The sequence below is a fragment of the Aeromicrobium yanjiei genome (assembly GCF_009649075.1).
GTDB lineage: Bacteria > Actinomycetota > Actinomycetes > Propionibacteriales > Nocardioidaceae > Aeromicrobium > Aeromicrobium yanjiei.
The window spans coordinates 1,606,447-1,620,282 of record NZ_CP045737.1 but is presented as its reverse complement, the minus strand read 5'-3'; the positions used below and the strand labels follow the sequence as shown (position 1 = coordinate 1,620,282).

At 63.0% G+C, this 13,836-nt stretch carries 13 protein-coding genes; 11 read left to right on the top strand and 2 right to left on the bottom strand.

All coding sequences use genetic code 11. From position 1 onward, the window contains the following. The first annotated feature begins 21 nt into the window (after positions 1–21). The 11 genes from GEV26_RS08020 to GEV26_RS07970 all read left to right on the top strand — a co-directional run bounded on the left by GEV26_RS08020 (position 22) and on the right by GEV26_RS07970 (position 11,051). Positions 22–957, top strand: a complete 936-nt coding sequence (locus GEV26_RS08020) for an ABC transporter ATP-binding protein (protein ID WP_243839025.1) — start codon at positions 22–24, stop codon at positions 955–957. Then, positions 954–1,739, top strand: coding sequence for an ABC transporter permease (locus tag GEV26_RS08015; protein WP_153652582.1), 786 nt, complete (start codon positions 954–956; stop codon positions 1,737–1,739). The genes GEV26_RS08020 and GEV26_RS08015 overlap by 4 nt, the downstream gene beginning before the upstream one ends. A gap of 4 nt (positions 1,740–1,743) precedes the next feature. After that, complete coding sequence (locus GEV26_RS08010) at positions 1,744–2,643, top strand: COX15/CtaA family protein (protein ID WP_153652581.1); 900 nt, start codon at positions 1,744–1,746, stop codon at positions 2,641–2,643. 5 nt (positions 2,644–2,648) lie between these two features. Continuing rightward, complete coding sequence (locus GEV26_RS08005; protein ID WP_243839023.1) at positions 2,649–3,407, top strand: inositol monophosphatase family protein; 759 nt, start codon at positions 2,649–2,651, stop codon at positions 3,405–3,407. Positions 3,408–4,134: 727 nt separating this feature from the next. Further along, a complete protein-coding gene (locus tag GEV26_RS08000) occupies positions 4,135–5,208 on the top strand; it encodes a nucleotide kinase domain-containing protein (protein ID WP_208431041.1) in 1,074 nt (357 codons plus the stop codon). Positions 5,209–5,334: 126 nt separating this feature from the next. Continuing rightward, positions 5,335–6,219 carry a nucleoside triphosphate pyrophosphohydrolase family protein gene (locus GEV26_RS07995; protein ID WP_153652580.1) on the top strand — a complete coding sequence of 295 codons (885 nt, stop codon included), beginning with the start codon at positions 5,335–5,337 and terminating at the stop codon, positions 6,217–6,219. Further along, entirely contained in the window at positions 6,216–7,007 is a 792-nt protein-coding gene (locus GEV26_RS07990) for a hypothetical protein (RefSeq protein WP_153652579.1), read from the top strand. Before GEV26_RS07995 ends, GEV26_RS07990 begins: the two co-directional genes overlap by 4 nt. Next, the gene (locus GEV26_RS07985) at positions 7,004–7,465 is read left to right on the top strand and encodes a TIR domain-containing protein (protein WP_153652578.1); all 462 of its coding nucleotides are present in this window, start codon (positions 7,004–7,006) and stop codon (positions 7,463–7,465) included. The genes GEV26_RS07990 and GEV26_RS07985 overlap by 4 nt, the downstream gene beginning before the upstream one ends. Before the next feature lies 1 nt (position 7,466). Then, positions 7,467–8,387: a DUF4231 domain-containing protein gene (locus GEV26_RS07980; protein WP_194840000.1), complete on the top strand. Its 921-nt coding sequence runs from the start codon at positions 7,467–7,469 to the stop codon at positions 8,385–8,387. Between the two features lie 181 nt (positions 8,388–8,568). Then, complete coding sequence (locus tag GEV26_RS07975) at positions 8,569–10,413, top strand: tetratricopeptide repeat-containing protein (RefSeq protein ID WP_153652576.1); 1,845 nt, start codon at positions 8,569–8,571, stop codon at positions 10,411–10,413. An 8-nt stretch (positions 10,414–10,421) separates the two neighbouring features. After that, positions 10,422–11,051, top strand: coding sequence for a TIR domain-containing protein (locus tag GEV26_RS07970; protein WP_153652575.1), 630 nt, complete (start codon positions 10,422–10,424; stop codon positions 11,049–11,051). 1,174 nt (positions 11,052–12,225) lie between these two features. On the opposite strand, the gene GEV26_RS07965 is transcribed toward GEV26_RS07970, so the two are convergent. Both GEV26_RS07965 and GEV26_RS17975 read right to left on the bottom strand, forming a co-directional pair. Further along, on the bottom strand, positions 12,226–12,642 hold the full coding sequence (locus GEV26_RS07965) for a hypothetical protein (RefSeq protein ID WP_153652574.1): 417 nt from the start codon (positions 12,640–12,642) through the stop codon (positions 12,226–12,228). 285 nt (positions 12,643–12,927) lie between these two features. Then, complete coding sequence (locus GEV26_RS17975) at positions 12,928–13,101, bottom strand: hypothetical protein (RefSeq protein WP_208431040.1); 174 nt, start codon at positions 13,099–13,101, stop codon at positions 12,928–12,930. Between the last annotated feature and the right edge of the window lie 735 nt (positions 13,102–13,836).

Below are 13,836 nucleotides of genomic sequence, written 5' to 3'. Positions count from 1 at the left end.
CCCGACACCTACACTGTGGGGGTGTCAGAGTCGGCTAGTGAGACCCCCGCCGTCGAAGTCGTCGACCTCGTGATGCGCTACGGATCGGTCACCGCGGTCAACGGCCTCAGCCTCACGGTCGCGCCCGGCACGGTCACCGCGATCCTCGGCCCCAACGGTGCCGGCAAGACCACCACGATCGAGACGTGCGAGGGATTCCGGTCCCCCCACAGCGGCACGGTTCGTGTCCTCGGCCTCGACCCGGTCGCCCAGGCGCACCTCCTGCGCCCCCGGGTCGGCGTGATGCTGCAGTCCGGTGGCGCGTGGTCCGGCGCCCGGTCGCACGAGATGCTGCGCCACATGGCGTCGCTGCACGCGCACCCGCTCGACGTCGACCTCCTGATCGAACGCCTCGGCATGGGCTCGTACGGCACGACGCCCTACCGCCGGCTCTCCGGCGGTCAGCAGCAGCGCCTCAGCCTGGCCATGGCGATCGTCGGTCGTCCCGAGCTGTTGTTCCTGGACGAGCCGACCGCCGGGCTCGACCCCGCCGCCCGTCGCTCGACGTGGGAGCTCATCTCCGAGCTGCGCTCGAGCGGCGTCACGACCGTCCTGACGACCCACTTCATGGACGAGGCCGAGGCGCTGTCCGATCTCATCCACATCGTCGACGCGGGACAGGTCATCGCGTCGGGCACCCCCGCTGCGCTGGCCGCCTCGGGTGCCAAGAACACCGTGCGCTTCACCGCGCGGCCCGGTCTCGACCTCGAGAGCCTCATGCTCGCCCTCCCCCACGACACCAAGGTCGACGAGATCTCGGCCGGTTCGTACGTCATCGTGGGCGAGGTCGACCCCGCCCTCCTCGCGACCCTCACGGCCTGGTGCGCGTCCCACGGGATCCTCACCCAGTCACTGCTCGTCGAGCGCCAGACCCTCGAGGACAGATTCCTCGAGCTCACCGGGAAGGCCCTGCGATGAGCAGCCCGTCCACGCTCGACCTCAGCCCCCGCCCCGGCGCGGCTCCCCGCGCCGCGATGCTGCGGGCGCAGACGATGATGGAGCTGCGCCTGCAGGGACGCAACGCCGAGCAGGTGCTGCTGACCATGGTCATCCCCCTCGTGCTGCTCGTGCTGGGCGCGAAGGCCAGCGGCGTCGTCGATCTCGGCCCCGGCCGGACGATCGACATCATCACGCCGGGCATCCTCGCGCTCGCCGTCCTGTCGACCTCGTTCACGTCGCTTGCGATCGCGACTGGCTTCGAGCGCCGCTACGGCATCATCAAGCGGCTCGGCGCCTCTCCCCTGCCCCGGTGGGGGCTGCTGTTCGGCAAGATCGGCGCCGTCGTGATCGTCGAGGTCGTCCAGCTGTCGGTGCTGTCCGGCGTGGGCTTCGCGCTGGGCTGGGAGCCGCACGGCGGGGTCAAGGCCCTGGTCGAGATGGTGGGCCTGATCGTGCTGGGCACCGCAGCGTTCGGCTCGCTCGGCCTGCTCATCGCGGGCACGCTGCGGGCAGAGGCGACCCTCGCGGTCGCCAACCTCGTGTACGTCCTGCTGCTCGTGGGCGGCGGGCTGATCGTGCCGCTGAGCCGCTATCCCGAGCCGGCCCGGCACGTGCTGGAGCTGCTGCCGTCCGGCGCGCTCGGCCAGGGACTGCGCGACACCTTCGCCGGCGACGGCCCGACCGCTTTCTCGGTGGTCGTACTTTTGATCTGGACCGTGTGCGCAAGCCTCATGGTCTCGAGAACGTTCAAGTGGGAGTGAGCTGATGGCACCGACTCTGGGTCTGCGCGACCCTGACCGCACGATCGTCGAGCGATGGGCGTGGGCCACTGTGGTGGCCAACAGCATCATCATCTTGACCGGTGGCCTGGTCCGACTGACCGGTTCGGGCCTCGGCTGCCCGACGTGGCCCAAGTGCACCGACGAGTCCTTCGTTCCCCACCGTGAGCTCGGCATGCACGGCCTCATCGAGTTCGGCAACCGCCTGCTCACGTACGTCCTCATCGCCGTCGTGGTCGCCACGTTCGTGGCGGTGTGGCGCTGGTCCGGCACGAACCGTCGCATGCGCCAGCTCGCGGCGCTCATCGCCCTCGGCGTGCCCTTCCAGGGCGTCATCGGCGGCATCACGGTGCTGACCGACCTCAACCCGTGGATCGTGTCGCTGCACCTGCTGCTCTCGATGGTGCTCGTCTCCGCCTCGATCCTGCTGCTCTTCCGGGTCCGCGGCGAGGGCCGCGTGGGCACCCGTCGCCCGATCATCGTGCTGACGTACGTCGTCTCGTGGGTCGTGGTCTATCTCGGCACGGTCGTCACGGGCAGCGGTCCGCACGCGGGCGACGACGAGTCCCCGCGCAACCTGCTCGATCCGCGCCTCATGAGCCACGTCCACGCCTGGAGCGTGTACCTCCTGGTCGCCCTGACGCTCCTGGTGATCTGGAAGGAGTCCGGGCGGGTACGCACGGCGGCCATCGTGCTGCTGGGCGTCGAGCTGGCCCAGGGCCTCATCGGCTTCGTGCAGTACTTCAACGACCTGCCCATCACGCTCGTCGCAGCCCACCTGATCGGCGCCGCGGTGCTCATGGCGGCGGCGACAGCCCTGTTGCTGACCCCCGACCACGCACCCCGGCGCATCGCCGAGCCGAGCCGCGACACATCGCGGGTCTGACCGGCGTGGACGATCTCGAGCTCGCGACCGCTCTCGTGACCGAGGCCGGCGCACTGGCCGCCCTCATGCGCGCCGACGGCCTCTCCGCGGAGCAGAAGACCTCGGTGAGCGACGTCGTGACCGCGGCCGACCGCGCCGCGGAGGACCTGGTCACCTCGACCCTGGAGCGTCTGTGCCCCGCCGACGGGCTGCTCGGCGAGGAGGGTGCCCAGCACGACGGGACGTCCGGGCGCCGCTGGGTCATCGACCCGGTCGACGGCACCTACAACTTCTTCTCGGGGCTGGCCTACTGGTGCAGCGCCCTCGCTCTCGAGGACGCCGACGGCACGGTGCTGGGCGCGGTGCACCAGCCCGTCACCGGCGAGACCTGGCTCGGCGGACGCGACCACCCGACGACCCTCGACGGCGTGCCCGTCGCGCCGCTGGCCGACCGCCCGCTGTCCGACTGCAGCCTCGCGACGTACGTGCACCCGTCGACACTGGCCGATCCCGACGTCCGCGAGGTGTGGCTCGCACTGGTGCAGGCCTCCGCGACACCCCGCGTGCTCGGCTCCGGCTCATGCGATCTCGCGGGCGTCGCGGGCGGCCGCGTCGGCGTCTGGGCCCAGCACTCGTGCCCCGACTGGGACTGGCTCCCCGGGCAGGCGCTCGTCCGCGCCGCCGGCGGTCGCGCCGAGGTCGTCGAGCACCGCGGCCACCGCTGGCACGTCGCCGGCAACCAGCAGGCGGTTGCGGAACTGCTCGATCTGCTGCACGGGGCCTGAGCACTCACCACCCAGATCTCCACCCGCCCTCACCGCCTCACGATTGAGCCTCGCGCCGGTCCTGGGCGTCCACGTCAGGTTGGTCCGAGACGCAGACGCAACGGCGTCAGGAGATGGCGGAGGTGTTCGCGATTCGGCAATGCTGAGAAACAACGCGATCAACGCAACAACATGGCCACGGTTGTAAGACGTTGACGGCATTTGCCGCACAGCGAGGACGATGCCGGAAATAGCAGGGCGTCGGGCCCGCTCGACACGGGCTCTTCAGCATGCTGCCCATTGACCTCGTGATGGGCAGGGAGACCGGGGCATCTCGCCCAGGATGACTCGGGGCGTGATTGCAAGGGTCGGCGAGTGCGTCGACGACGGTGTCTCCGCCGGGTCAAGCCCTGCGATCTCCCCGGTGGAACTCACTACTCGCTCCTGTAGAGCAGTGCGCTCATGTCGTCATTTGAAAGGTCGACCGCCTTGCTCGCCGAGTGGCCGACTTCCGGCACGCAAAATGCTGGCCGCTTTCGGCGTGTAAAGTGGCCCAACGACAGCTCCACCGTTGCGGGACCATCCGTTCGCTGCGATCGTGAGCTGCCGGTCTATTGACCACCATTGGCCAGTGAACCTATTGTCTCGGTTCTCGAGTCACTAAGATGGGGACACCCGCGGCCCTACGTCCTTTTGCGTCACCGAGCGGCTTCCCCGCTACTGGGACATATTTCGTTACGATCGCATTGTGTCTGCGAAAAACTCATTCGCGGTTGATGAGGTCACACGGCCCCCGCGCCCTCCGGCAGAGAGCGGCTTCAGGCGGCCTGCGGCTGACGAGGCGATTCGCCCTGACCCGATCACCATTCTCGGCAGACAGGTCGTGCCGACTGAAGTTTTCGATACTTACTGGCGCTTTGCTGCTCGCCGGCAACTGACCTACGAAGCTAAGGTGCTTGGTAAGAACGAACCTTGGTCTGACGACCCCATCATTCAGAAGTTCAGGTTTACGAATTGCTATCGCGTGGCCGACCGCGTCAGCCAGTACCTCGTGAAGGAAGTCGCGTATAGAGGCCAGCAAGATCCGCTCGAGGTCGCCTTCCGAGTGCTCTTGTTCAAAATCTTCAATCGGGTTTCGACCTGGGAACTGCTTACCTCTGAGTTGGGAACTCCAGCCTGGGAAACCTTCGATTTCGAGGCGTACAACAGGGTCCTCAGCTCCGCATTTGCGCGGTCCACTCGGCTCTACTCAGCCGCTTACGTGATGCCGAATCCCGCACTCGGCGAGAGTCGCAAACACTCAAACCACCTTCGGCTCCTTGAGTATGCGTTCAGCGCCGGAGTCATAGACGATGCACTCAGGGCAGGGTCTATGAAGGAGACCTACGCAGTCCTACGGGGTTTGCCGAGTTTCGGAGCGTTCCTCGCTTACCAGTTCACAATCGACTTGAACTATTCGACGGCACTGAACTTCAGCGAAATGGACTTCGTAGTTCCCGGCCCAGGGGCGCTCGACGGGATCCGAAAGTGCTTCGGCCCCGACTCGGCCGGCATCGAAGTCGAAATCATCCAGCACATGGCTGAGACTCAGGATCTCCATTTCGAAAGGCTCGGGCTTTCGTTCAACGGCCTCTATGGTCGTCGACTCCAACTCGTCGATTGCCAGAATTTGTTCTGCGAGGTAGACAAATACGCCAGAGTGGCACACCCGACGATCCCGGGCATCAGTGGCCGATCGCGTATCAAACAGCGCTACTCGCCTTCCGCAGACTCGCAGCACAAACCGTTCTTTCCTCCGAAATGGGGCATCGCGATCCCTTGATCCGCCCGGCGTTTGCTACAACCGCTCACGCTTAATGCTGGAATTGCCCGAAAGTGACCCAGCAACGCGCAACAATCGGGTTGAACGCTTGCCGACGTGTCACGGCGGCCTTGCCGGAGGGTGCGCATGAATTTCGACGAGTACCAGCTCGCTGCGCAGGGGACTGATCAACGCGGCGGCAACGACATCCAGGACGTCACCGTGCACCTGCTTGGCCTTGCCGGGGAAGCTGGCTCTGTTGCGTCGGTCTACAAAAAGCGCCTCCGGGATGGAACCGCCTTCGAAACCTGGAACGCACAGGCAGCAGAAGAGCTCGGCGATCTACTTTGGTACCTCGCCACGGTCGCCTCCAAACTCGATCTCAGCTTGCAAGACATCGCCACGGCAAATCTCGAGAAGACCAGGCACCGATGGCTTACCACCTCGGGAGACCCCATTGACGGTTCGTTTCCGCCTCACGAGCGCCTGCCGCGCTCAGGTACCTATGAGTTCGTGCCAGACGAATCACCCGAGGGGACGGACACAGTCTCCGTGTATTTTGAGGGCCGCCAGCTCGGCAGCACTCTCACGGACGCCTCTCCTCGACAGGACGGATACCGGTTCCACGACGTGTTTCACCTGGCGTACGCGTCGGTCCTCGGGTGGTCACCAGTCACACGTCAACTCATGTCACGCAAGAGAAAGTCTGACGTTGTGATCGACGAGTCAGAAGACGGTGGAAGAGCCATCGTGGTTGAGGAGGCAATCGCCGCTCTGGCGTTTGCGTACGGTGCCCAACACAAGCATCTCGATGGAATCTCACGCCTGGACCAGCATCTGCTCAACACCATCCTTCTCCTTACAGATCCCTTCGAAGCTAGCGTGCGATCCGCGGCGGATTGGGAACGTGCAATTCTTCGAGGCCATGAAATGTTCCGACTACTGCTCAAAGGGAACGGGGGTCGCGTCCATTTCGACGCGAACCTGCAGAGCCTCCGCTTTGAGCCGCGAAATGGTGGGGAACCGGGATGACGAGCACGCTGCCTGGCGCCAACCGGATGGACGCTCCATGGGAAGAGCTCGAAGACCGCGGTACGGGCTACCTGTCTGTCTATTTCAGCGACCCGATCGCCCGGTGGCCCGTGCGGGCCATTACCCGCCCGGGCGACAACAAGAGCGACCCGAACATTGAGACTGGCACCTACGGGCTGTTCTCAACCTGTGAGCCCCCAATGCGCAATCGGATTGTCAAAGATGGCGCGGCCACAATCTTCTTCGTCACTACACACAAGCCCCGAGCCGGACGCTCGCTTACTGGCTATTACAAGATCGGTTGGTTCACCGAAGGAACGCAAGGGGCGTCCAACAGCGACTACGCGCTTGCTGCTTCCAGCATGCGCTTCATTAAGCCCCTACCAGTACTCGAGGTGCCTGCCGAGCTACGAGAGATCTGCGCCTCACCGTTTAGGCAGATGAGGCCGACCTCCGTACAACACACGAGTGCGCTTGTAGAGCTCATCGATCAGGCCGACGATCGAACTTCGGACTATCTACAAGAGGTCGAGAGATTGGAGACATTCGCACTCGACCAGTGCGGCTACGCGTATCCCTCTTGGGGCCGCCAATCCGGCTTCTCGTGGGATGAGGCCCCCGCTTTCTATAAGGATGGCGACGTACCGCGCATTCCGAATAGCTCGCGCTCGAACTCTTGGCGTTGCCAAGAATGCAACTACGTCGTGCAGAATCGCGCTCTGCTGAAGATGTGCCCCATTTGTAATCACGTAGGTTCGCTCGTGCCCTTTGTTGGAGTCCGCCCGTGACCCGAAGAGTCTTTATCAGTTTTCAGCACTCGGACCTGATGAAGGCGAAGGGCTTGGAGCTCATGACGCATAACAAGAATGTCAATGTCGACTTCACCGGGCGACACCTCCTGACGCCGGTCAAGAGCGAGGACTCCAACTACATTGGACTCAAGATCCGCGAACAAATCAAAGGGTCATCGGCAACCATCGTTCTGATCGGGAGCAAGACCGCCGATAGCGACTGGGTCGACCGAGAGATCGAATGGACTAGAGATGCTGGACATGGGCTTATCGGGATCCGGATCGATCCTCAGGCGCCGATCCCGGACAGCATGAAGGAGGCCGGGGCCGAGATTCTCGAGTGGAACACCCCCGAGGATGTCCAGCAGTTCGATTCAGCCATTGAGCGAGCGATCGGCGCAACCAGCAGAGCGAAGAACATGCCTCTCAACAGCACGTCTACGTGCGGTAGGTGACATGAAGCTACGTCGCCGCGCGATAGTGGAACCGCGACCAACTGGCCTCGCGCTTCTTGATGGAGACCTGCCGGGTTTTTTTCAGGATGCAGACCGGGCCGCCAAATCCGGGCAACGTCGCTACCTAGTGCTGAGCGCAACTCGCTTTGTAGCACTTGTTGCGGCGACGGCTGCTGGCACGTTGACATTCACCGCGTTCGATCGGCAGCCGATGCCGACCATCGCGGCAGTGGCGGTAGGGGTCGCGTTCGTTACGGAGGTGGTCCTTTGGGTGTCTCAGCCCGAACGCGACTGGTACGCCGGCCGCGCTTTGGCTGAATCGACCAAGACTCTCGCCTGGCGATACGCATCGTGCGGAAACCCTTTCCCGGCTGAACTGTTGAGCGACGAATCTCAGAAGTTGCTTTTTGAACGGGTCGCAGATGTCACCTCGAAGGGGAAAGACCGGATCACGCTGTCGAGCAGCCTTCCCCTAGTGACACCTGAGATGGCAGCGCTTCGCTCGGCGGGCCATACAGATCGGCGCCGCGTCTATGTACGGGACCGCACGGTGGATCAGATGGTTTGGTACGCCACGAATGCAAAAAGAAACAAGACGAGAGCCACCTTCTGCCGCGTGCTTCTCGTTCTCGGTGAGGCTGGCGCACTCATCGCAGCGATTCTCCGGGCTAGCGGTGAGTACGACGTGGACGTAGCAGGAATCGTCGCAGGAGCAGCCGCTGCCGTTGCCGCCTGGTTCGCGCTCAAGCAGTATTCACAACTCGCGTCTGCATACTCAATGGCGTCCACCGAGCTTGCTCTTCAGCGAGCTTTGCTGGCGAGCACCATAGAGGATCATTGGGCCGAAGCTGTCGCTGGCGCCGAAGAGGCCATCAGCCGCGAGCACATAATGTGGCTCGCATCGAGAGGACCCGACACATGAGGATCGGCGTGAACATTCGACTCATTCGCGGAACACTGATGTCCGAAGTTCGATCTCCCACCCGGGAGACCTTGAATTGATAGTCATCTATGCAGGTGTCCAAGCAGACGAGCATCAGCGGCCAAACCCGCGCCTGCCCGCTGCCGCGGAAGACAGTCTTGGGACGCGAGTTCGGGGCCTTATGGAGTCACTGAAACCGCGTGTAGTTGTCGGCGCCCTAGCGTCCGGAAGCGACATCATCATTGCCGAGGCGGCAATGATGGAAGGCGTCAGGGTCGATGCTTCGCTACCGTTCTCGGTCGATCAATTCCGAACGACCAGTGTCGCAACACGCGGTCACCGCTGGTCAGCAAGGTACGACGCCCTTGTGACAAAACTTGGTGCGGACCTTCGCACGGGTGACGAGTCCGCCGACGACGAGGCTGTGTACGCGAGACACAACGAAACACTGATTCGCAGAGCTTTCGAACTCGCAGAGCAGGGCGAACGAGTGTGGGTACTGAGCGTCAGGCAAGCGCCCGATCCGGAAAACCCGACTGTCACAGACGATTTGGTCAATCGTGCTCTCCTTCGCGGATGCCTGTCGCTAGATCTCGACCCTCTAGCCGCGCGCAAGCGGGCGTTCATTGCGATGCCCTACGGACACAAGTTCGACCCTGCGACGAAAACGACCTACGACTGCGACGAAACGTTCAACAAGGTTTACCGCCCTGTCCTCGAAGATTCAGACCTGGACTGGACGCGAGCGGATCTCCAAACGGACAGCGGCTTGATCCACGTTGGGATGATCGACGACCTCGCCAATAGCGATGTTGTAATTGCCGATCTTGCTACGGCGAACTTCAACGTCGCGTACGAACTCGGCCTTCGGCACGTGTTCGCGCGTCAGTCAACGGTCTTGGTTAACCCCGTCCACGTCGACAGTCTGGCTGGCTATCCTCCATTCGACGTTGGCGGAATTCGTGCGGTGACCTTCAAGAGAGGCAACCAACTCAGTGATGACGAAGCCGAGCAGGGCATTGCAAAACTCAGGGCGGTTCTTGGGCAAGTTATACGTAACGCTTCAGCCGACAGCCCAGTACACGAGTGGTTTGACATCGATCGGCTAACGCCGCCGATCCTGCAGCGCACGAATATCCCAGCTGTCCTTTCGCACGAGCTCGAGATCCGTAACAAGGTCAAGCAGGCACTTCGGTCATCTAGCGCAACTAATATGCTCGCCGCGGTTCGTTTAGTCGAGCAAAGCGATGCACTATCGGACGACGCTCGCGCGGGACTTCGACTCGAGCTCGGCTCAGGTCTAATGAACGAGTCCGATTACGTAAGTGCCGCCGCTGTCCTGGACGCGGCCCAGCCCTCCGATGACTCGCCCACGCATAAGCGTTGGCTGCAGAAGACTGCGATGGCAAAACGGCGAGTTGGCGAGTCGGCAGAGGACACTTCGGAGAGGGATAGGCAGTGGAGTGAGGCAGAGCATCTGCTCAGCCGAGGCCTTGAACTTGGCTATGGGGATGCGGAGACGTATGGAATCTACGGTGGCCTCATCAAACGCAGGCTGACGCATACTCGAGCGACGCTGTCCGAAGTAGCGGCAACCGCACTATTCGACTCGATGCGTGAGCAGTACCGGCGAGGCTTTGAGACGGACCCTAGCTACTATTTGGGTCTCAACTACGTGATGTCTTTGCGCCTGGCTCTCCAGCATTCAGATGATAAGAATCCGGCCGACCAGTCCGCCCTCACTGAGGCACTCGTGGTCACGAAGTTCCTGACGAGACTCGCGAGGGACGAAGACCCGACAGACTTTTGGGTCGCCGCCACCGAAGCAGAACTTGCTCTTCACGAAGCCCTGCTTGGGGGCGCGGACCTTTCGGCTGTTGTGGCTGCCTACGCGCGTGCTGCATTGTTGGGGCGGCCTGACCACATTCGCTCAGCGAACGACCAACTGCAGTTTCTCCGAGAATGGGGCGACCCGCCAGAGACAATCTCGCGAGTCGCCGCCGCCCTCGAGACACACCAGACTTAGGAGTGAAAATGCCCCGCACAACCTACGGCGCAGCGACGGAATCTGCTATTCGGAAGCTCGAACAGATCTCGTACAACTACGAGCAGGTCAGTGAGGGTTCTCGTAAGACTCCAACGTCGCCGGTTCGGCATAAGGTTTTCGTCAGCTATCACGCTGCGGATGCGATCGAGGTGCTCGACTTCATCGAGTCTCATACAGACGTATTTATCCCACGTGCCATCGGGATAGAAGAGGACGGCTCGGACATCATCAACTCCACGGACGTGGATTACATTCGCCAAACAATTCGCGCCAAGTACCTGAAGGACTCGACTGTCACGCTAGTTGCGATCGGAAAATGCACTTGGGCTAGGCGTTTCGTCGACTGGGAGATCTATACCAGTCTCCGCAATCCGGGCCGGAATGGTCTCTTGGCAGTTCAGATGCCCTCCATCTCCGGATCGAACCCGCCCATCCCTGGCCGGCTTGCCCTCAATCGCCCGACCGACAAGGAAGAAGGCTACGCGCAGTACTGGGAGTACCCGACTTCCAGCGCCAGCCTTCGCGCGCACATTGAAGCGGCCTTCCGAGCGCGGTCTTCTAAGTCCCACTTGGTCAAATTAGGTGGAGACTTGCGCAAAGCAAACGCATCCTGCTGAGCGCCAGGTTGTCCACTAGATGTCCGGGCAATCGACCTCATCAGGTTAAAAGTCCTCACCGAGATTCGGGACGTATGTGGGCGAATGTTGCTGACCGCACCAATCGCAATACTGCCGGCGTGGCGCCCCATCTCGTCGAGGGTTGTCGCGGCGATGCGGCGCGACCAAGTTTGCCGCTGCACACTTGCCCCTCAGTTGGGGCGCGTCAATCCCCCGCATCCAGGACTTACTCATCGGACGATTCGTGCGCTAGAGATCGCGGACGTTCAGAAGTGCCTTGACCCCTAGTTCTCGGCGAAGTCGGCTGTCGCTCAACCCATCAACGATGATTGAGGTGCCGCACCACGTGGCCCCTGACTGCTCCACGATCCCTTGTACAGCCATCGCCTGGCCACCGGTCTGGATCCAGTCGTCGACAAGGAGCACGCGCTGGCCCGCGCTGAGGTGATCCTTTCGGGCCCCTCAGGAGCCGGTGTCTATCCCGGTAATCCGGAGGCGTCCGAGCAACTAGCCAGCGATCGCTATCGGCCAATGGGCTCGGGTCCTTGCGCACTTCAACCAGCCCTACAACCACGTGAGCTGCAACCAGCGCCCCGAGCAGAGTCCCACGCGACTGCAGCCCAAGTACAACCGTGGGGACTTCGTCGCTGAACGGACCAGCAAGCGCTCCGCCGAGCCGTTCAAGAATCGTGGGATCGGCCCACCATCCCGTTGGGTCCGCACGATCACTGTCGGCAGTGCGGTCACCGCGCCAGCCCAATGCTCCGATGACGTCCCGTCTCAATTCAGCCTCCCCGTTCGGCTGCGCTCGCGGACCTCGGTCCTTCGCTCCCATGCCTGCAGTCTGCCAACTGCGATGGAGGTTATTGAGGACGGTCGAACATTTTCATCTACGGTGCGCCGATCCCCCGCGACCGATGGACCCTGCGCGAGCGCCTAGGGCCGGCGTCCGCGGTTTGCGGTTTGCGGTTTGCGGAGTGACTCGCGACTGCCTCACGTGCCGGAGTTGGCAGGACGTCTGCTTATAGGCGTCGAAGGAGCGCGGCTCGCGAACCACGAGCTCGCGCCGCTCGGCGCGTCCAGCCAGGCCGGACAGGGACGATTTTGCGAGTCTGACGCACGCGGTGAACTCGGTGACGCTGCTCGTCGTCCACGGAAGAAGCCCCGATCACAGTTACTCGATCAGTGGGCGGTCGGCGCGAATTCGACGTCGGAACACGATGACGAACGACGCCAAGGCGGTGACCGGGATGGTCAGCCACAGTGATGCCAATGCGGCCGCGCGGTAGACCTCGCGATCCGAAGCAATGTGCGCGGCGAAGAGCGTTGTCGTAGCTGATGCCAGGTATAGCGCGACCGGCACGTTGGTGCGGAAGGGCTGGGCGATCGGGCTCCACAACCTGAAGTAGCGGATGATGGACCAGCCCGAGATGACGATGAAAGCGCCCGGGAAGTAGATGGCGATCAATGGCGCAGATGATTGCAGCGGCTTGATCAGGCTGACCGTGAAGAATGCCAGCACGACGGCGTGTAGCTTCCAGGATCCGAGCCAGCCAGCAGAGAATCTCTCGCTGTCTGCCTGATTCGTCATGTCGTGCAGCCTATCCGGGTAGGGCGCCGGAACGCGGTGCGATAGAGACGATCTTGTCGTGAGTCTCGTTTGACCTGATGCGGATGACGGGCAAGGCATTCGCGTGAACGGCGTTGTGGCGAGCCCAGCCGAGGCGTCCGGTATGGCATCCGGTGTCCCTCTCGTCCGGCTCCGCACGCCGGTCGGGAGCGCCGACACCGACCCGTTTTCGCATCGGACGCGAGCCGCACAATCAGAGACAGCAATAACTGAGTGACGATGGCCAGACGATGGCGCGCAGTGAAGTCAGTTCACGTCGACCTCGATGGTGCGTCCGGTCAGCTCGGACGCGATGGCCGCGACGTCCGCGAAGTTCGGTGCCTGACTCGCGGTCAGCGTCGTCGGCCCGTCGTACTTGCCGTCGGAGGCGAGAATGAGCGCTGCCGCTTCGGCCGAGCCCTCGCGCGCCGTCCAGGACACGGGACCGTCGGCGGAACCGCGATGACTCCAGTATATCGCCACGGCCCTGCGAGCGAGTCGAGGCTTTGGGCGTAGAAGCCGTTGCGCAGCGACGTCCAGGCGACACCGGAGTCGGCCAGCAGCTGCTCGGTCATGGCGTGGTCGCGGGCCGGGGCGAACGGGGAGTTCAGGGACGAATAATCGCCCACACTGTGGCGGGGCCTTTGTCCGTGGCGCGGGTCGAAGAAGCACGGTGGCCGCCTGGTCGGCATCGACTCCCCCCGCGACTCGGGCGCGTACGCACGCGATCGCATATCGCCTGACGATGTCGTCGCGACGCTGCTAGTGTCCGAATAGTGCTGCGCGCATTATTCCGGCCGATCAAGCCCAGGGAACGGCCGGTCCTTTGGGCGATCATGGTGCTTCCGTGGATCGTGTGGGTCCTTCTCGTGCCAGACGACTGGTCGGTTCTCCACGCAGCCGTCGTCGCGGCCCTTGCGTTGGTGGTGTGGTTAGTGGTCTTTGGTTTGATCGCGGCATGGGACGATCGGCGGCGTGAACGCGCGGCATCGTCTTCTCGTTGACCGGAGGTTCCGCGGAGTTGCGTCTCTCTCCCCCGAAGGTGCTACGAACGACCCCAGATCGGGGGCCGCGACTGATTCCTCGCCGCTCGGCTGGCGGTCTCTGAACACGTTGATCCCCAATGGCGAAACGCCCTGCGATCGCGCAGAAGAGAGTGTCGGTGGTGACCTCTAG